The following is a 19,729-nucleotide window of genomic DNA, read 5'->3' as shown; positions in this document are numbered from 1 at the left end:
ATCCCCGTCAAGAGCGACGGTGTGCAGGGGCCATTTCTCGGGCAAGCCACACATGCCGCACCGGACACTTGCACCGTCCGAGGCAATCACCCACGTGCGCATCCCTTGGGGTCACTCCCGCGAGGGCGGAGTACGGGAGGGCAGATCCGCGCACAGGCGGATGCCCACGGTGATGTCCCGCAGGGTCCGCTCGGGCAGCTCGCGGTTGGCCAGTCGCGCCGAGGCGGCGGCGAAGTAGTACGCGCCCCCCCGTGCCACCACGCGACCGGGCTCCAGTGACGAGCGCGTCCACTCCCAGGCGTTGCCCACCATGTCGTCCACGCCGAAGGGACTGCGGGAGGCCAGGTGAGACCCCACCTCGTCGGGGCCGAAGCCGCCTGGCTCCTTGCCGTAGGTGAGATCGAAGTTGGCGTCGTCCGGGGCGAGCACGTCGCCGTGGGGGAACTCGCGCCCATCCTCACCTCGCGCGGCCCGCTCCCACTCCAGCTCGGTGCACAACCGGGCGCCCGGAACCCTGCCCGTCCGGTCCAACCACGCCGCGTAGGCCTCCGCGTCCTCGAACGAGATGCCGGTGACGGGGAAGCGCATCCAGTCCTGGGAGACGCGGCGATCACGCTTCGCGTAGTTCAGCAGCTCTCCGGCGCGGACGGTGTAGGGCACGCCTCCAGGCTGGAAGCGCAGGGTCCAGGAGCTCCTCTCGCGCGTCAGCCGGAGCATGCCGTGGTAGGTCGTGCTCGTGCGCGGCAGGCGGCGAGTGCGCTCCGCCGCGGACAGCGACTCCACGAAGGTCAACCATTCCGCGTAGGTCGTCTCGCGCTGGGAGATGAGGAAGCCGGCCGTCTCCTTCGCGTGCAGCGGTACGGCGTTGAAGAAGCCGCGCACGCTCGCATCCGCCGCGCTGCCGAAGAGCACGCGCCCCGGCGGCACGTAGGCGAAGCCCGCGGGAAGCTCGCCCTCGCGGATCAGCGGCAGGGACAGGCGTCTGCGCTCCGCGCGGGCCAGGCGCAGCGGGATGAGCGCGGGCTCGTACCCCGGGGCCCGCACCGTCAGCCGCCAGTCTCCTGGCGCCACCTCCACGTCCACCCACGGCCCCGGCCCGAGCGGCACCGGCGCGCCGATGCTCTCGCGGCCGTCCACGTCCTTGGTGACGGGCCGCAGCTCCAGCGTCGCGCCGGGCACGGAGAGCTCGAGCGTGACGAGCGCGGGCGCGGTCCAACGCCGCCAGCGCTCCCCGGACGTGTCGTACAGCCGCAACCGCTGCAGCAGCGCCGGCAGCTCACTGGTCTCCAGCGCCTGCTCGGCATGCAGGGCGCGCTCGAGGAGGAAGTCGGCCAGCGCGTCCCGGACATCCTGGCGCATGGGGTCCAACACCAGCGCGTGCTCCAGGTGATCTCCCGCCTCGTCCAGGCGGCGGTGCAGCGCGGTCTCCGCCGCGACGGTGCGCGTCCAGGCCGAGTCACCCTCCTCCTTGCGGCCGGCGTCGTAGAGCCGGAGGGCCTCCTCGCGGGCCGCGGCGAAGGCGGCGCGCTCCCGCTGTACCTCGTCCATCGCGGTGGCGGCCTCGGCCAGCCAGCCACGCACCGCCTTGTCCCGCTCCGCCTCCTCGTGCATCCGCACGCCCGCGTAGACGAGCGCCAGCGAGAGGACGAAGGCCGCCCAGAGCGCCCGCCGCAGGTGGCGGCTGCGCACCACCGTGCGACGCGAGGCCTCGAGGAAGGCCAGCTCGCGCCGGGTGAGCTCGGCGGTCTCGAGCAGCGAGGCCTCGGCCAGTTGCCGCGGGCCCCAGAGCATGTCCCGCACATGGCCCACGCGCTCCCAGTGGGCGGAGTCGGCCTCCAGCCGGGCCTGCACCTCGCGGCGCTCGGCGGCCTCGGCCAGCCAGCGGGCCAGCGTTCCCCAGCCGCTCAGCAGCGCCTCGTGCGCCACTTCATAGGAGGTGCCCCCCTCCCCCTCCCGCGCCACCAGCAGGCGCGCGCGCACCAGGGCCTCCAGCACCGTGCGTTGGCGCGGATCATCCCCCACCAGCTCCCGGTCCGTCTTGCGCGCCCGGGTGCCCTCCGCGGTGATGAGGCGCAGCAGGACACCGCGCGCGACGGTCCGCTGATCCGGCAGCAGGCGGGCCACGGCCTCGTCCGCGTGCTTCGCCAGCGCGCCCGCCACTCCGCCCAGTCCGTCCAGCGAGGCCTGGGTGATGACGCCCGTGCCCTCGTCCCGCGCGTCCCACAGCTCGGCGAGCGCGAACTGCAACAGCGGCAACCCGCCCCCGGCGGCCGAGCCCACCAGCGCATCCACCAGGGACTCGGACTCGAAGCGCACGCCCTTCATCCGCGCCGGGCCCACCACGGCCTCGCGAATCTCCTCCGGGCCGAGCGCCCGCAGCAGGTAGAGCGCCCCGGGCACCGCAGCGCCCAGGCCCGGCACCGCCGTCAGCCGGGTGAGGAAGTCGCTGCGGCACGTGGCCAGCAGGCGCACGCCGGACACGCCCTCGGCCAGTCCCCCGAGCGCGAGCCCCGCCTGCGCGGCCTCCGCGTCCCCCGCGAGCGTCACCAGCTCCTCCAGCTGATCCACGTAGACGACGAGCCCCTCCTCCGAGCGGAGGTGGGCCCGCAGCCGGCGCGCGAGTCCCGTGGGGTCCGCGCGCAGGGAGGCGGCGAGCCCCTCCTCTTCCGCGCCCAGCACGGGAGCGAGCGCGGCGGCGAGCGCGGCGGCGGGGCGCCGGCCCGGGATCAGCCGCACCCCACGCCAGCGCCGCCCGTCCTCCAGCGCCCCCTCGGCGAGCCGCGGCAATACCCCCGCCAGACACAGCGAGGACTTGCCCACGCCGGAGTCACCGGCGACGAGCAGGAAGGGCTCGGCGCGCAGCCGCTCCACCACCTCGCGCTGCTCGCGCCGCCGGCCGAAGAAGAGGGCGCGGTGCTCGGCCTCGAAGGCCTGGAGCCCGCGGTAGGGGTTGCCCTCGGGCACGGCGCCCGCCCACTCGTCGCGCGCCAGCTGCTCCAGCGCGTCCAGCAGCGGCATCGCGGAGGCGAAGCGCTCCTCCGGGTCGCGGCGCAGACACCGGTCCACCACGGCCGCGAAGTCCGCGTCCACGCCCGGGGCGGCCTCGCGCAGGGGCCGCGCGTCCTCGGAGGCCATCACCCGGGGGAGCTCGCGCAGGGACACGTGCCGGAAGGGTCCCTTGCCCGCGCACAGCTCGTAGAGCACCAGCCCCAGCGAGTACACGTCGCTCCGTGTCGTGAGCTCCTCGCCCGCCCAGGCCTCCGGGGACATGTAGTAGGGCGTGCCCACCAGCATGCCGTGCGGCAGCGAGGGCAGGTCCACTCCGTCGAGCGAGCCCGCCACGACCTCTGGATCCAACTCGGGCAACGCGGGCGGGCCATCCCGGGGCTCCCGGGGCGCTGGCACCTCCAGGACGGGCGTGCCCGGATCCATCAGCTTGGCCAGCCCGAAGTCCAGCAGCTTCACCTCCCCCGACTCGGTGAGCAGGGCATTGCCCGGCTTGATGTCGCGGTGGAGCACGCCCCGCCGGTGCGCGGCGCCCAGCCCTCGCGCCAGGTCCCTGCCGAGCGCCAGCACGCGCTCCCACGGCAGCGGCCGGGGCAGCTCGTCCAACGAGGAGCCGCGGACGAACTCGGAGATGAGGTAGGGGTGGTTCTCCAGCTGCCCCACCCGGTAGAGCGTGACGACGTTGGGGTGCTGGACGCGCGCCGCGGCCCGGGCCTCCACGAGGAAGCGGGTGAGCGCGCCGGCCCCCAGCGCGCGCACGAACTTCACCGCCACCGGCCTGTCCAGCAGCGTGTCGTGCGCCAGGTACACGCGTCCCGTGGCCCCGCGGCCAATGAGGCGCACCAGGCGGTATTCGTCGAATGCCTCGGGTGGAGTCCACCCGTCGACATGGGACCGGGATGCAGGCGGATGGCCCACGGATCGTGCCTACGGAGCGAGGAGAAAGGGGTGTCCGGCTAGGGCCTGCCCTTGGGCTTGCTGGGTTTGAGCATCCGGCGGATGCGGTCCTCCAGGTCCTGCGGCAGGCAGGGTTTGGCGACGAACTCGTCCGCGCCCGCCTGCCTCGCCTGCTCGGCGTTGCCGGCCAGCACATGGCCGCTGAGCGCCATCACTGGAATGTTCCGGGTGCGTTGGTCCTGCTTGAGCCGTCGGGTGGCCTCCCACCCATCCATCACCGGCAGGGACAGGTCCATCAAGATGATGTCCGGCGGGGCGCCCTGGGCCTTCTCCACGGCCTCGACGCCGTTGCGGGCCACCTCCACCTGAAAGCCAACGAATTCGAGGTACTCCGCGTACATCTCGCGGGCGTCATCGAAGTCGTCGACGACGAGCACACGCGTGCGGTCGGCCGAACCATCCGGCTCGGCGGCATCATTCGCTCTGATTTCGAGGCTTTGCGTGAGCGGAATGGTCATGGCGCGGGGCCCTCGTACAAAGTGGGAACGCCGCACCATGCTATGCACGCCCCCTGAGATGTGCTCGTCCCGGCCAGGGTCCGGAGGGGCTCGGACCCTCGAAACGTGTCGGGGCCCGGACACTTCACTCACAGCGTTGATGACTTGGGACAACCAGGCGGTTCAGCGCTACAGCCTGGTGAGCGTCGATTCCAGGCTCGTCGTCCAGGGCACGGGTCCGCCCCAGGCCGTCTCGAAGTAGGCCGAGGGGTCCACCGACTGGAACTTCGCGAAGTCCGTCTTCACCTTGACGTTGCCGGCGCCGACGACGATGGGCGGAACCGTCGACGCGGGGCTGCCGTACGTGAAGGCGAAGCGGCTCGTGGCCTCGTTGAAGTTCGTGACGTCGATGGGGTACTTCGAGGCCGTCTCCCCGACGCAGGCGCTGCTCGAGGGCTGATCGGCCTTCACGAGCCTGAAGGAATTGCTCGTATCCCCCGAGGTGATGGTGGCATCGAGCTGCAGGATGGCGGAAGGAATCACCGCCTGGCTGAAGGTGAGGATGACGCACTCGCCCGGCTCCAGCGTCCCCTCGGTGCCCGCGGAGCCATCCTTGTAGCCGACGGTCGCAATCTGGAGGGAGCGCGGCGTCTTCGGGTCACCGCTGACGAAGTAGCCCTTCCAGGTCCTGACGGTGCCATCGTACGCCGAGGTGGCGCGCAGGATGAGGTTGTACTCCAGACCCTCGCGAAGCTGCGAGGACAGGGGCGTGAGCGTGTAGACATCCCCCGTGGCGTTCGGCGTCACGGTGAGGTTGAGGGAGTCCCGGCCGAACTCGTCCGTGAGGATGGCCAGCAGCGAGTCCTTCATCACCGGCTGGCTGAAGCCGAGGTAGACGGGCTGACCGGGCCGGACCAGGTTGCGCACCGGCTTCTTCTGCAGCTCCATCTGCGCCTTGAGCGGGTCCCCATCCGCGAGCTTCACGTAGTTGAGGCTGGGCACGTTGGTGGCCACCAGCTGGAAGCCCGAGGCCTCGCCCCCCCCATCGTTGCGCGGCGCGGACATGCGGATGAGCCGCGAGCCGCCGTACGTCAGCAGCTCCGAGGCGCTGATCTTCTCGTCATGGCCGGCGGAGTCGACGATGCCGTCCTCGTTCACGTCGACCGGGTCCACCCAGAGGTGGTAGCCGCCCGAGGCCTCGCCCACCCCACCGATGCGCGCGAGCTCCGCCGGAGCGGGCACGTTGCCGAAGGTGACGACGCCGAGCGCATCCGCCCTGGCGGAGACCACCACCGAGCTCACGGCCGCCGCCGTGCCACCATTGAAGGAGATGGTGCCGGCGGGGGAGGCCTCGAGGTACGCCAGGGCGCCGGAAGCGGGCTGGCCCGAGGGCGTGACGAGCGAGAAGCTCACGGAGCTCTTCGTCTCGGCGAGGGCGACGGCGCCGATGTTGGCGTTGCCGTTGTTGATGGGGATGTTGCCCGCGGTGGAGGGGACCGTCGCGGTGGCGCGCAGGGTGGCGTAGCCCGCCTTGCTGAGGGTCACCAGGATGTCGGAGCCGGCCGGCACGCCCGTGAGCATGAAGTTGCCCGAGGCGTCCGTCTGGGTGGAGAAGGGCTTCTCCGCCGTCGCGCTCCCGATGGTCAGCACCACCGAGGCCTCGGAGAGCGGCTCCATGCGGGTGTTGAGGACCTGACCGGAGACGGTGCCCTTGGGGTTGGCCGGGGCCACCACCGACACGGAGTCCGGCTCGCGCACGCCGTCGGCGATGCCGTCTCCGTCGGAGTCCTCCGGCGTGCACCCGATGACCAGGAGAGGCAGCACGACTGCCCAATGCTTCTTCATCTTTCCACCTTGCATGCTTGGAGTGTCAGCCCGCGCGTGGCGGCGCTGAGACAGTCTCCGACCCGGACCGCCTCCGTCAAGAAGGGGACAGAACGGGAGACCCCTTCTTCCAGGTACGCTGGTAGCGTGACACCCCATGAGTGACGTGGACGTGAATGAGCCCTGCCTCGGCTGCGCCGTGGTGGGAGGGAGCCACCAGCCCGTGGGAGGAGTGCTCGCCCGCTCGGCGGGGTTGGTGCTCCATGGCGTGGCCTCGCCCAGTCCCCTGCCCGGCTGGGTGGTGCTCACCAGTGTGCGGCATGCGCGTGCCCTGTACGACCTGGACGAGGAGGCGGCGCGGGAGCTGGGCCCCTTCGCCGCGAGGGTGATGCGGGCCCAACGCGAGGTGCTCGGCGCGGAGCACGCCTATGCCTTCGCCATTGGCGACGTGCTGCGGCATTTCCACCTGCACCTGGTGCCACGCTACCGGGACACGCCCCAACGGCTGTGGGGCCGGGGAGCGTTCGACGCGACGGCCGCGGACTGGCGCCCGGCAGGCGAGCTGGAAGCCGCGGCGCGACAATTGGCCTCAGCCCTGGCCCGGTGACTTTCCACGCCCACATGGAAGAATGGGCGGGCCCATGCGCGCGCTCCGTCTCGGCTCCCTCATCCTGTCGCTGCTGCTCGTGCCCATGGCGGCCGCCCTGGCCAACAACACGGCGGATGAAGCGGACGTGGCCTTCGAGGTGGGCAACGAGGCCTACGACCGGGGGCATTACATCGAGGCCCTGCGCTCCTACTTCGCCAGCTACCGGCTGGTTCCCAACCGCAACGTCCTCTTCAACATCGCCCGCTGCTACGAGGCGCTCAGCCGCTACAACGAGGCGTACCGCTACTACAACGACCTCGCGCAGGAGCACATCCCCGCCGTGGACAAGGCGAAGGTGCACCAGGCCCTGGAGCGGCTGCGCCCCAAGGTGGCCCTGGTGCGCGTCATCACCGAGCCCGAGGGCGCCGAGGTGCTCGTGGACCGAGAGGATCTCGGGGTGCGCGGGCTCTCGCCCCGGACGCTCGCGCTACCACCCGGGCCCCACAAGGTGATGGTGCGCAAGGAGGGCTACCGCTCCACGGAGCAGTCCATCCACCTGCAGCGGGGCCAGTCCGTGGAGCATGCGTTCAAGCTGGAGCCCATCACCGGCGAGGTGGAGCTCGCCGGCACGCCCTATGGCGCGGAGGTGCGCGCGATGCCGGATGGCCCCGTGCTGGGAACGGTGCCCGGCCGGCTGCGCTTCACCCCCGGCCCCCACGTGCTCCACGTCCGCGCGCCCGGCTACAACCCGGCGCAGCTGCTGGTGGACGTGCCCGCGGACGCCAGCGTCACGCTCCAGGTGGCGCTCCGCGAGCTGGAGCGCCCCACCGGACGCATCATCGTCACCGCCAACCGGAACAACGCCGCGGTGCGCGTGGACGGCCATCCCTCCGGCTTCACCCCCATGGTCCTCACCCTCCCCGAGGGCGAGCACAACCTGGAGGTGGAGAGCCGGGACGTGTACCCCGTGCGCCAGCTGGTCACCGTGGTGGCCAACCAGGACACGAAGTTCCACGCGGAGTTGCGCTACGAGCCCCCGCCGGTGCGCGCCGCCTCGAAGAACCCGCTCTCCGTGGACGAGGCCCCCGCCTCCACCACCGTCATCTCCCGGGAGGAGCTGCGCGCCTTCGGCTACACCACGCTGGCCGAGGCCCTGGCCGCCGTGCGCGGCTTCTTCATCTCCAACGACCGCTCGTACACGTACCTGGGCGTGCGCGGCTTCGCGCCTCCGGGTGACCTCAACACCCGCGTCCTCATCCTCTGGGACGGCCACCCCATGAATGACGTGTGGGCCGGTCAGGGCTACGCGGCGCGCGACCTGTCGGTGGACCTGGAGGAGGTGGACCGTATCGAAGTGGTGCGCGGCCCGGGCAGCGCCCTCTACGGAACCGGCGCCTTCTTCGCCGTCATCAACGTGGTGCCGCGCGAGTCGCTGGGCCTGGAGCGCAGGGTGGAGGTCACCGGCTCGGTGGAGGCCCTGGGCACCACGCGGCTGCATGGGACGGCGGCGTGGGACAACGTGCGCGACTCGGTGCTGTTGTCCCTGGCGGCGTTGAACATGGAGGGCGCGGAGACGACCCGGCTGGGAGACGGACTGCCGGTGGTGGAGGGCCTGGACGGGGAGCGCGCCATCACATCCTCGCTGCGGGCCCGCTCCGGCGGCCTCTCGCTCCAGGCCCAGGTGCACGCACGGGAGAAGCAGGTTCCCACCGGCTCCTTCGGCACCGTGTTGGGCGTGGAGGGTACCCACATCCACGACTTCCGTGGCTTCGTCGAGGCTCGCTACGAGAAGATCCTGGACGAGCGGATGCGCCTGTCGCTGCGCGGCTCCTATGACGCCAGCCGCTACCGCGGCTATTGGATGTACGTGCAGCCGAGCGGCGGCCTGCGGCGCGATACGGACTCCGGCCTCGCCGACTGGATCTCCGCCGAGGCCCGCGTCCTCCTCACCCTCTCCAACACCCACCGCCTCACCGTCGGCCTGGAGGGACAGGGCCAGCTGCGCGTGGAGCAGGAGAGCTTCGGCCCCGAGGGGATGACGCCCATGGCCAGCAAGCGCCGGGTGTTGCTCTCCGCCTATCTGCTGGACGAGTGGCGTCCACACCCGAGGCTGAGCCTCTCGGCGGGCCTGCGCCTGGACAAGTACTTCGACCTGAACACCACGCCCATCACCCCGCGGCTGGCCGTCATCGCTCGCCCCTATGACGGGGGCCTCACGAAGCTGGTGGCCGGCTCCGCCTTCCGCGCGCCCAACGCATACGAGCTCGACTACAACGACGGCGGCGTCACCCAGGTGGCGCCCAGCACCCTGGAGCCGGAAGCCATCGGCACCCTGGAGCTGGAGCACTCGCACGACCTGACGGATGATCTGCGCGTCACGGTCGCCGGCTATCACAACCGCATCGCGAATCTGATCGTCCTGGAGACGGAGAGCGGACAGCCCCGGTGTGGCACTCCGGCGGGCACCGAGGAGTGCATCGTCTTCGCCAACCGGCCCGGCCAGACGCTCGCGTGGGGCGCCGAGGCCGGCCTGCGCTGGCAGCCGGGGCGCTTCATGATGGTGGACCTGAGCTACTCCTTCGTCACCCTCCTGAATGCGTCGGAGGATGTGGCCGCCGCCGTCCCCGCGCACCTGGCCTCCGGACGGCTGCTGCTGCCCCTGGGCAACACCGACGTGCGCCTGTCCACCCAGGCCACCTACCAGAGCGCCCGCGGCGGCTCGAAGAAAGGCGCCGCCGACGGTGAAGCGCTGCTCATCAACGTGGGCCTCTCTGGCGAGTTCCAGCACCTGCGCTACTTCGCCGGTGTGCAGAACCTGCTCGACTCCCACTACTCCCTGTCATTCGGGAGCGATCGCGCCGCCGCGCCCGTGCCCCAGTACGGGCGCACCTTCTCGCTGCAGCTCACCGGCGCATTCTGAGGCTCACCCCTGTGCTCACAGATGGTTCGTGGGGAACTCCTTCTGTCCCTCGGTGCAGAAGAGGCCGATCCGATTCGTCCCCACGAAGGGCACCTCCCGGTCGCCCTTCTCGAAGTCGCTCATGGCAATCTCTCGCACACCGCCGGGGGCCATACCGCCCAGCTTGTACACGTCCCGCCCCTGGGCGACGAGGATGCAGCCGCTCCAGATGATGGTGTCCGTGTTGGTGAGCTCGATCTTCTTCAGGAAGGGGCCGACGCTCTTGATGCTGATGCGCCCGCTCAACTCCCGCGGCGCGGCGGGAGTCTCGGCGGTCGCGGAAGCGGAAGCCGGCGCGGAGGAGGGCGTGGAGCTCTCGGCAGCGGGCGCGGGCTGGGCGATTGGGGCGGGCTGGGCGATTGGGGCGGGCTGGGCGATTGGGGCGGGCTGTGAGGGCAGCACCAGGAAACGCTCGAGGCTCCCGGCCTTGCGCACGCTGGCATCGGGTTCCACCACGGAGCGCCGCGGATACGCCTTGAGCACCGTCGCCTCTCCGAGCAGCTTCGCCTTGCCGTCCTTCACCGGCGCCGCCACCACCTGGAGGACCATGCCCTCGCTGAGCCCCGCCAGGCGGCCACGGGGAACCGAGTAGAACGAGCCGCGCGGCTTCATCGGCACCATGTTCCCCACGGGGATGAGCCTCGATGGGGAGCGCGAAGGAACCGCGGCCTTGGATTCAACCGGCTCGGCAGGCGCGGGAGGAGGCCGGGACTCGAAGTCCGGGCGGGGTTCTCCTGGCTGCATGCCCGGAGGTGGCGGAGGTCTCTCGTGCGGGGGACGGTCCCCCGGATGCGGGCCCGGACCGTGGTGCGGAGGAGGACCCCGGTGCAGCGGAGGCCGCCCATCCGGAGCAACCATGGGCGGTGGAGGGGGACGGCGGGACATCAGGACCGAGGTCACTCCCGCCGTGGCGCCGATCAGACCGAGGGCGCCGAGGGTGATCGCCACCGTCCACCCCTTGCGTCCCGGCCCGGAGGAAGGCCTGTCCAGATGGAGCGTCTGGGCCGGCGCGAGGCCGGGCGCGGAGCCGACCGTGGGCGTGCCGGTGCTGCTGGGTGGGCTCATCAGGGTGGCGTCGTAGCCGGACACGGAGCCAGGGTCCGCGTGGGACACTCCCGGGGGCAGCGGGGTGTGGCGGGCGGTGTCCATGGGAACGAGGGCGCCACCGGGTTGGGGCGTGCGGCGCAGCCCCGCGGCCTTGGAGGTGGTGAGCCGGGAGAGGAGCTGGCGCTGCGAGGCGAAGGCCTCCGGGCAGAGCGAGCGCACGAAGTTGCCCACCTCCTCGGCGCCAAACGAGGAGGAGGTACGTAGGAACTGCTCGTTGAGGGCGCGGGCGAAGTCGTCGGCGCGCGCGTAGCGCTCCCCGGGGGTGGGGGCCAGCGCGCGGCGCACCACAGCGTCGAGGGCCGGGTCCACATCCGGCCGCAGCTCGTGGAGCGCGGGCACGGTGGGGTTGGACATGGCGGCCATCATCTCGGCCACGGTGCCGTGGTGGATCAGCGGCCGGCCCGCGAGCAGTTCCCACACCACCACGCCGCACGAGTAGATGTCGGTGGGGTGGTTGACGGCCTCGGCGTGGACCTGCTCCGGCGACATGTAGCCGAGCTTGCCCATGACGGTGGCCGGCAGGGTGTACTTGCTGCGCGCGGCGCTCTTGGCGAGGCCGAAGTCGATGACCTTCACCTCGCCCTCGTACGAGACCATCACGTTGTGGGGCGAGACGTCGCGGTGGACGATGCCCAGCGGCATGCCATCCGGGCCCGTCTTGCGGTGGGCGTAGCCGAGCCCCTCGGCGATGCGCTGGCCGAGCAGGAGCGCCACCGGCACGGGAATCAGCTGCCCCTGGGCACGCGCCTGCTCCAGCAGGTAGGCCAGGTCCACGCCGGCCACGTACTCGAGGGCCATGTAGTAGGTGCCCTCGGCCTCGCCCATGTCGTACACCTGCGCGATGGACGAGTGGACGAGGTGCACCAGTACCTTGGCCTCATGGTGGAAGCGATCGAGGAACTGCGAGTCCTTGAGCAGCGCGGGGAGGATCGTCTTGACGATGCAGGGCTTCTCGAAGCCCGCCGCGCCGGAAATCTTGGCGAGATAGACCTCGCCCATGCCGCCCTGGCCGAGAAGGTGGACGAGCTCGTAGCGTCCGAGGAGGCGGGGGAACTGGGGGGTGTCGTTCATCGGCGGAGAGTCCATGGCCAGGTGCGTCCATCCTAACCCGGGACGGGCCCGGTAGCTGGGGGACCCCTCCCGCGCTGGGTGAGGACCGGAACTCGTGAAGTGTCCGGTGCCCGCCGACAACCGGACGGATGAAATTGCCGCCGGGCCTCGGGGTCACCTAGGGTGGACCCCGCTGACTCGTAAGATCAGCGAGGATGGACGGAGCGGGGAGGAGCGCACCACTCCCGGGAAGGCCGCACTGAACCTTTGTACAGCCCCCCCCCCCCCCAACCATCTGAAATTACTTGGTTTTTTTGGTTGAACGGGAGTGTGGGGAATGGCCAGGAAGTACCCCTCGGACTCGGGCGAGTCCCCACGGCTTTCGAGGCTGCTCGCGCGGGTGTGCGCCGCGACGGTGGCTTGTGCCGGTTGGGGGCACACGAGGCCGGCCAGGGGGCCCGGAGCGGACCTACGTCATAGACGAGCCCGCGCGCAAACCCTATCCACATATCGAACACAACGAATGGCATTGCGAACACCGCACCCGCTCGCCCTCTAGAAGTCTGTCATTGCCCGGCCTGCCAATGAAATACAACAAGAACTTCGATGTGGATACCGTCCTCCGGACCGTGGAAGCCGTGAGCAGGAATCACCCGGAGGGGTCGCCCGAGGAGGAAGCCCTCCGGATCTGCGCGGCCGCGTTGCTCTTCGTGCGCGACGACGTCCGGAAGCTCGACGAGTTCCGCGAGTTCTTCCGGAAGCTTACGACTCCCGCCGCCGAGGGAGTGAAGCTCGCCCACACGTTCGCCTCGAGAGAAGAGGCGGAGGCCTGGCTCGCGAGCGGAGTGGCCACGGATGGCCAGCTCGTCAGGGCGGGTGGCCAGGGCTTCATCGTGGTCGACCGCGGGCCGAAGGGGCTGAAGCTCGTCCGGATTCCCCTTCCAGAAGAGCTTCCACCTCACAAGCCGGGGGAGTAGCGCCCCGTCACTCGGCCTTCTTCGGCGCGCTGACGGCACCCACCACGCGGTGGACGGGGTAGAGCTCGCCCACGGTGATGAGACCGTCGAGGAACTGCCAGCGGCAGAAGCCGTCATCGGAGTGCGGCTCGAGCAGGTACACGATGAGCGTGCCGGTGCGCTGCGCCGTGGGGACGTACAGCGTTCCCGCGGGGAACTCGCGAGTGGAGCGCTCGGGGGCCACCGTGAGCACGGTCTCGAAGCGCACGGGCTTGGGCTTCTGGCTGAGCGGAACCTCGGCCTGGCCGGGTGGCGGGACGTTCGCGGCCACGTCGGGGCTGAACGTCTCCTCGCGCCGCGCCACCCGGTAGCTGTCCACGGTGAAGCGCCGCGGCGCATCCAGGCGCTCGAAGCGGATGCCATGCCCCTCCAGACGCGAGGCGAGCTCCGCCGGCACGAGATACGCCTCCGGCGTGCTCACCGCGTGCGTGGGAACGAACGTCCGGTGATGCGGCGTCTGGTAGGTACGGCGCCGCTTTCCGGGGTACCGCCGCGCGGTGATGCTCGCCTCATCGAAGGCCTGGATGTGGGCCACGTCGCCGGGCTTCGCATGGGCGGGGTACTCGAACACGAGCGCGCCCTTGTCGTCGCGCGTGGCCACGCCGTAGTTGATGCCCACGAGCGCCTGAATATCGGGTGATTCACCGCGCGCGAGGATGTGCTCGGCCTCGATGTCGGTGATGGCGCGATAGGCGGTGGCGTTCTTCGCGGCATCGCGGAACAGCTCGAGCAACCAGGCCCTCATCACCGCGCAGCGGCGCGGGAAGTCGATGTAGCTGTAGGTCTCGAGCAGCACGTCCAGCCGGCCGAGCAACCCGCGGTAGTGGCTCCCGAAGCGCGGGAGCGCGGGATAGGTGTGCCAGCCCGAGCGGGGATTGCCCTCTTCCTTGTAGTTGCCGTACCAGAAGCTGTCGAAGCCATGGCGCGTCTTCACGGCCTTGGCCACGCGCTCGAGCATCACCCGGTTGAAGGCGCGCATCTCCGCGAAGAGCGGCTCGTTGGAGTGCGACGTGTCGAAGGTGAGGTCGAAGGCGTGGATGCTGCCATCGGTGGTGTGGCAGTCGATGAAGAGGTGCGGCCACCACTCCTGGTACAGCTTCGCGAGGCAGCGCGTCTCGGGAGCCTCCTGCTTCATGCTGTCGCGGTTGAGGTTCCACCCCTCGCCCGTGTAGCGCGTGCCCACACCGCCCTCGGGGTTCACCTGCCCCTCGAGGTTCGCGAGGTCGAGCTTGCGGTTGTTCGGGCTGATGCGGTCGTTGCCGTCCGGGTTGAAGTTCGGAATCAACACGAGGCAGAGCTTGTCGAGCAGCTTCTGGCCGAGCTTCGTGAGGGTCAGGTCGCGGGCGAGCGCGAGCACGGACTCCTTGCCCTCGACCTCACCGGCGTGGATGTTGGCCTCCACCATCACGACGATCTTCTTCTGCTTGCGCGCGAGCTCGGGGGTGAAGCAGCCGCGATCGCTCACGATGAGGGCCACCAGGGGCTGACCCTCACCGCTCTTTCCGAAGTCGACACGTCTGGCGAGCTTCGTCCGGCGGCAGAGCTCGTCGACGAAGGCGAGCACGTCGGAGTGGCGCGAGGTTTCCTTGTACTTCGAGGCTTCGGCGCGGGTGAGCAGCTCGGTCATATGGGGGCGCATCCGAGCGCCCCGCCCCCCGCAGCGTCAAGCATTTGCTCAGGCGGCGGGTGCCACGTCCTGCTCGGGGGCCGGAACCCGGCGCATCGGTTGGAGCTTCCCGTAGGTCAACGAGCGCCATACCCACTCGACGGGGCCGAAACGGAAGCGCGCCAACCAGAGGTGGCTCACCAGGACCTGGACCCAGAAGAGCCCGAACATGAGCGCGAGGCACGGCAGGGGGCGCAGCTTGCCAATGAGGTTGAAGCCGTAGCCGTAGTAGACGAGCTGGCTGATGACGGTCTGGCACAGGTAGTTCGTCAGCGCCATCTGGCCAGCGGGGGCCCAGAGGGAGAGGAGCCGCCGCGCCCGGGGGCGCAGGAAGAGGAGAGAGAGGCCGGCCACGTAGCACGCGGAGAGGCCGAGGACGCCCACCTCCCACACCGCCGGAGAGAGCACCCGCCACCACGGCGCTGGCTTGGAGAGGGTCCCGGCCTTCAGCAAGGAGTCGACGAGCAGTCCCACCCCATTGCCCAGCACGGCCAGGCCCAGCCCCCACCCGAGGAGCCGGCGGAAGACGGGACGGTTCGCATCCACGTCGTGGAAGAGCTTGCGCCGCCCCGCCATGAGTCCCAGGAGGAAGCGGCCAAGGGTGATCAACGCATGCGCCGCCGTCATCGGCTTGAGGAAGACGTTCCAGTAGAAGGCGGCATTGGCCTTCACCGTGGTGAGATAGGAGCCGCTCTGGAAGGCGGCCAGTGTCTGGCTCCGGATCTCCGTCAGCATTGCCATCTTCGCCTTGGAGGCCGCCTGTACGGCCTCCGGCGAGCCCGCGAGCAGCGGCATGTAGATCATGATGGCGGAGACCACACTCGATGCGCCGAGGATGAGCACGAGGCTCCAGATGAGCAGGCGCCTGTCGGGCAGCCCGCGGAACAGCAGGAGCACGAAGCCCATCACCGCGTACAGGTTGAGGACGTCGCCGTACCAGAGCGCGAACAGGTGCGAGAGGCCGATGAGCAGGAGCACCGCCAGCCGCCGGGTATAGACCGGGACGATGGAGCTCCCCCGCGCCTCGGCCCGGCCCATCTGGATGGCGAAGCCGAGGCCGAAGAGGAACGAGAAGGTGGACATGGCCTTCTCGGCCACGAAGCGAGTGAAGAGGAAGTCGGTGACGACATCCACCCGCGTCGACATCAGGGCGTCGGCGGCCTCCTTTGGCAGGAAGCCCCGGCCACTCAGGTGCACGTAGGCATTCGAGACGAAGACGCCGCACAGGGCGAAGGCGCGCAGGACGTCGAGGAGGATCAGGCGCTCGCTGGAATCGACGGGGCGCGCACCGGTGTCCGCCGAAGACACCGGGGAGGGAATACTGGCCATGCATACAGCAGACGCGTCCCCCCCGCGCGCGTCAAGCGGCCGACACAGGGGTCCTCACTTCTCGTGTGAACGAGGCCGCACTCATCTTCCGCACGGACATTGCGGCCCGGGGCTCGCTTGGGTACGTGTGTCCGGACATGGAACGAGGACGAAGACCGGAGCTGCCGGCGGGTGGCGGGAAGGCCGTGTGGCGGGCGCTCGGATATCTCGAGCGCTACAAGCTGGAGACGGCGGGCGCGCTGGTGTCACTCCTGCTGGTGTCGGCCGCCAACCTCGCCGCGCCCCAGATGGTGCGGATGGCCATCGACGGAGGCCTCGCCCGGGGAAGGAGTGCCCCGGTCTTCGCGGCGGTGGGCGGATTGTTGGGCATCGCGCTGGGGCGAGGGCTCTTCAACTTCCTCCAGGGCTACCTGGCCGAGCGTGTGTCGCAGGGCGTCGCCTTCGACCTGCGTGACGCGCTCTTCGCGCGCATCCAGCGGCTGAGCTTCAGCTACTACGACCAGGCGCAGACCGGCCAGCTCCTCACCCGGCTCACCAATGACGTGGAGCAGGTGCGCACCTTCGTCGGCTCGGGCGTGCTCCAGCTCGCGGCCTCGAGCGTCATGCTGGTGGGCTGCGCGGTGCTGCTGTTCAGCATCAACCCCGTGCTCGCCGTGGTGGCACTGGCGGCCATCGCGCCCATCCTCTGGTTGCTCAAGGTCTTCGTGGGCAGGATGGGCCCGCTGTTCGGCAGGGTGCAGGGGGCGCTCGGCCGGCTCAACACGGTCCTCCAGGAGGATCTGCGCGGCATCCGCGTGGTGCGCGCGTTCTCCGGCGAGGCCCGCGAGGCCGCCCGCTACCAGAAGATCAATGACGAGCTGCTGGACAACAACCTGCGAATCATTGACGCGCTCTCCAACAGCTTCCCGTTCGTGAGTTTCTTCGCCAACCTCGGCACGCTCGTGGTGGTGGGCGTCGGCGGCATGCTCATCTTCCGCCAGGAGCTGACCCTCGGCGAGCTGCTCGCGTTCAACTCCTATCTGGGCTTCGTGCTCATGCCCCTCATGACGCTGGGTTTCATCGCGGCGCAGATGTCCCGGGCCGGAGCGTCCGCGCTGCGCGTCTTCGAGCTGCTCGACACCCAGGTGGAGGTGGCCGACAAGCCCGGGGCCCGGGTCCTGCCGCCCCTCCAGGGACGGGTCGAGTTCCGCGACGTGCGCTTCCGCTACGCGGGCAGCGAGCGTGAAATCCTGCGCGGGGTGAGCTTCGTGGCCGAGCCGGGACAGCTCGTGGCGATCCTCGGGACGACGGGCTCCGGCAAGAGCACCATCATCAACCTGCTGCCCCGCTTCTACGACGTGACGGGTGGCGCGGTGCTCCTGGACGGTCGCGACGTGCGCGAGGTGACGCTCTCCAGCCTGCGCTCGCAGATAGGCGTGGTGTTGCAGGACGCCCTGCTCTTCTCCGGGACGGTGCGCGAGAACATCGCCTACGGCCGCCCGGAGGCGACGCTGGAGCAGATCCAGGCGGCGGCCGAGGCGGCGCAGGCGGCGGAGTTCATCGCCGGGCTGCCACAGGGCTACGACACGGTGGTGGGCGAGCGGGGGGTCGGGCTGTCGGGAGGCCAGCGCCAACGTCTGGCCATCGCGCGGGCGCTGCTCACGGATCCGCGTCTGCTCATCCTCGACGACAGCACCTCGGCGGTGGATGCGGAGACGGAGGCGGCCATCCAGGGCGCGCTCGATCGGCTGATGCGGGGCACGCACCGCACCGCCATCGTCATCGCCCAGCGGATCAGCACGGTGCGCGACGCGGACCTCATCCTCGTGCTCGACGAGGGCAAGGTGGTGGCGCAGGGGAACCATGAGCAGCTGCTCGCCTCGAGCCCGCTCTACAACGAGATTCTCGGCTCGCAGTTGCAACCCGGGACGGTGGAGGCAGCATGAGACCCGGATCCATCCATACGATGGCGGAGCAGGAAGTCCAGCGAGCCGTCAACCGTGGCGCGGTGGCGCGCCGGCTGCTGACCGAGATGCGGCCCCACCGTGGCACGCTGCTCGTGGCCATGGGTTTCATCCTCGTGGGCGCGCTGACACAGGCCGCCGGACCGTACCTGGTGAGCCGGGCCATCGACCACGACATCTCGGGCGGGAATGCCATGGGCCTGCTGCGCACCATGGTGCTGCTGCTCGTCGTCTACGGAGCGGGCGCCCTGTCCGGACGGGCGCAGACACAGCGGGTGGGCGCGACCGGCCAGAAGGTGCTCTCCTCGATGCGCGTCCGGCTCTTCGAGCAGCTCCAGACGCTACCGCTCACGTACTTCGACAAGCGGCCGATCGGCGATCTGATGAGCCGGCTGCTCAGCGACGTGGACACGCTCAGCCAGTTCTTCTCCCAGGGGGTGACGCAGCTCCTGGGCTCGATACTGGGGCTGGTGGGCGTGCTGGTGGCGATGCTGGCGCTCAACGTGCCCCTGGCGCTGGCGTGCTTCACCCTCATTCCGGTGATGTTCCTCACCACCCGGTTCTTCGCCGCCCGAGCCCGGAATGCCTACCGAAAGACGCGGCAGACGGCGGGCAATGTGACCGCGGAATTGCAGGAGGAGATCGTCGGCGTGCGGCAGGCGCAGGCGTTCAACCGCACGGACGTGAACATCCAGCGCTTCCGTGACCGGAACGCCGCCAACCGGGACGCCAACGTGGCCGCGGTGGGCGTCACCTCCGCGTTCTCCCCGGCGATGGACATGCTCTCCACGATCGCCACGGCGCTCGTCATTGGTTATGGCGGCTACCTGGTGCTCCAGGGGCGGCTGAGCGTGGGCCTGCTGGCGGCGTTCCTCATCTACGTCCAGCAGTTCTTCCGGCCGGTGCAGCTCATGGCCTCGGTGTACACGCAGATGCAGTCGGCGCTCGCTGGAGCGGAGCGCATCTACGCCATCCTCGACGAGACGCGCGAGCCCGCCGACGCCCCGGACGCGGTGGAGCTGGGACGAGCGGAGGGACGCATCACGTTCGAGAAGGTGTCCTTCGCCTACGACCCCGCGCACCCGGTGCTGCATGACATGAGCTTCGAGGTCCAGCCCGGCCAGACGGTGGCGCTGGTGGGCCGCACGGGCGCGGGGAAGACGACCGTGGCCAACCTGATTCCCCGCTTCTACGACACGACGTCGGGGGTGGTGCGGCTGGACGGGCAGGACATCCAGCGGCTGACGCGGGCGAGCCTGCGGCGGCAGATGGCGATGGTGATTCAAGAGCCGTTCCTGTTCTCCGGAACCATCGCGGAGAACATCGCCTATGGCCGGCCGGGCGCGAGCCGGGAGGAGATCGAACAGGCGGCGCGCGCGGTCCATGCGCACGAGTTCATCACGACGCAGCCAAAGGGCTACGACTCGGTGCTGGGCGAGGGAGGCGCCACGCTGAGCCAGGGGCAACGGCAGCTGCTCGCGTTCGCGCGAGCGGTCATCGCGGATCCGCGTGTACTCATCCTCGATGAAGCGACGGCGAACATCGACACGCGGACGGAGGCGCTCATCCAACGAGCGCTCTCCACGCTGCTGGCGGGACGGACCAGCGTGGTCATCGCGCACCGGCTGAGCACCATCCGCAACGCGGACCTCATCCTCGTCATCGACGCCGGGCGCATCACGGAGCGCGGCACACACGAAGAGTTGATGGCTCGAAATGGACTGTACGCGGAGCTGTATCACCGGCAGTTCCGCGAACCACCGCCCGCTACCGCGCCAGCGAAGCTCGCGAGCGGAGATACACGGCCGATGAAGGCGTGATTCCCCCTCTCCCTTCGGGAGAGGGA

General features: G+C 70.1%; 11 protein-coding genes. 5 read left to right on the top strand and 6 right to left on the bottom strand.

Going from position 1 to position 19,729, the window contains the following annotated elements:
• Positions 1 to 111: 111 nt before the first annotated feature.
• The 3 genes from JQX13_RS19410 to JQX13_RS19400 form a co-directional block, all read right to left on the bottom strand.
• Complete coding sequence (locus JQX13_RS19410) at positions 112 to 3,924, bottom strand: bifunctional serine/threonine-protein kinase/formylglycine-generating enzyme family protein (RefSeq protein ID WP_203410446.1); 3,813 nt, start codon at positions 3,922 to 3,924, stop codon at positions 112 to 114.
• Between the two features lie 38 nt (positions 3,925 to 3,962).
• Positions 3,963 to 4,421 (bottom strand): response regulator, encoded by a 459-nt coding sequence (locus tag JQX13_RS19405; RefSeq protein ID WP_239014902.1) that lies wholly within the window; start codon positions 4,419 to 4,421, stop codon positions 3,963 to 3,965.
• A 168-nt stretch (positions 4,422 to 4,589) separates the two neighbouring features.
• The gene (locus tag JQX13_RS19400) at positions 4,590 to 6,245 is read right to left on the bottom strand and encodes a carboxypeptidase-like regulatory domain-containing protein (protein ID WP_203410445.1); all 1,656 of its coding nucleotides are present in this window, start codon (positions 6,243 to 6,245) and stop codon (positions 4,590 to 4,592) included.
• Between the two features lie 136 nt (positions 6,246 to 6,381).
• Between JQX13_RS19400 and JQX13_RS19395 the strand changes: the two genes are divergently transcribed.
• Entirely contained in the window at positions 6,382 to 6,831 is a 450-nt protein-coding gene (locus JQX13_RS19395) for an HIT family protein (RefSeq protein WP_203410444.1), read from the top strand.
• A gap of 34 nt (positions 6,832 to 6,865) precedes the next feature.
• Complete coding sequence (locus JQX13_RS19390) at positions 6,866 to 9,733, top strand: TonB-dependent receptor domain-containing protein (RefSeq protein WP_203410443.1); 2,868 nt, start codon at positions 6,866 to 6,868, stop codon at positions 9,731 to 9,733.
• 15 nt (positions 9,734 to 9,748) lie between these two features.
• Here the strand turns inward: JQX13_RS19390 and JQX13_RS19385 are convergent, their stop codons facing one another.
• On the bottom strand, positions 9,749 to 11,950 hold the full coding sequence (locus tag JQX13_RS19385) for a serine/threonine protein kinase (RefSeq protein WP_203410442.1): 2,202 nt from the start codon (positions 11,948 to 11,950) through the stop codon (positions 9,749 to 9,751).
• Positions 11,951 to 12,498: 548 nt separating this feature from the next.
• Here JQX13_RS19385 and JQX13_RS19380 point away from each other — a divergent pair.
• The gene (locus JQX13_RS19380) at positions 12,499 to 12,906 is read left to right on the top strand and encodes a hypothetical protein (RefSeq protein WP_343211105.1); all 408 of its coding nucleotides are present in this window, start codon (positions 12,499 to 12,501) and stop codon (positions 12,904 to 12,906) included.
• Positions 12,907 to 12,913: 7 nt separating this feature from the next.
• Here the strand turns inward: JQX13_RS19380 and JQX13_RS19375 are convergent, their stop codons facing one another.
• Positions 12,914 to 14,572: a M14 family zinc carboxypeptidase gene (locus JQX13_RS19375; RefSeq protein WP_203410441.1), complete on the bottom strand. Its 1,659-nt coding sequence runs from the start codon at positions 14,570 to 14,572 to the stop codon at positions 12,914 to 12,916.
• Positions 14,573 to 14,620: 48 nt separating this feature from the next.
• Positions 14,621 to 15,940, bottom strand: a complete 1,320-nt coding sequence (locus JQX13_RS19370; RefSeq protein ID WP_203410440.1) for a DUF418 domain-containing protein — start codon at positions 15,938 to 15,940, stop codon at positions 14,621 to 14,623.
• 137 nt (positions 15,941 to 16,077) lie between these two features.
• Between JQX13_RS19370 and JQX13_RS19365 the strand changes: the two genes are divergently transcribed.
• A complete protein-coding gene (locus tag JQX13_RS19365; RefSeq protein WP_203410439.1) occupies positions 16,078 to 17,865 on the top strand; it encodes an ABC transporter ATP-binding protein in 1,788 nt (595 codons plus the stop codon).
• On the top strand, positions 17,862 to 19,703 hold the full coding sequence (locus tag JQX13_RS19360; RefSeq protein WP_239014900.1) for an ABC transporter ATP-binding protein: 1,842 nt from the start codon (positions 17,862 to 17,864) through the stop codon (positions 19,701 to 19,703). Before JQX13_RS19365 ends, JQX13_RS19360 begins: the two co-directional genes overlap by 4 nt.
• Positions 19,704 to 19,729: the final 26 nt, after the last annotated feature.

Source organism: Archangium violaceum (assembly GCF_016859125.1).
Taxonomy (GTDB): domain Bacteria; phylum Myxococcota; class Myxococcia; order Myxococcales; family Myxococcaceae; genus Archangium; species Archangium violaceum_A.
The sequence above is the reverse complement of the archived record's forward strand: the minus strand, read 5'-3'. Positions and strand labels throughout refer to the sequence as shown.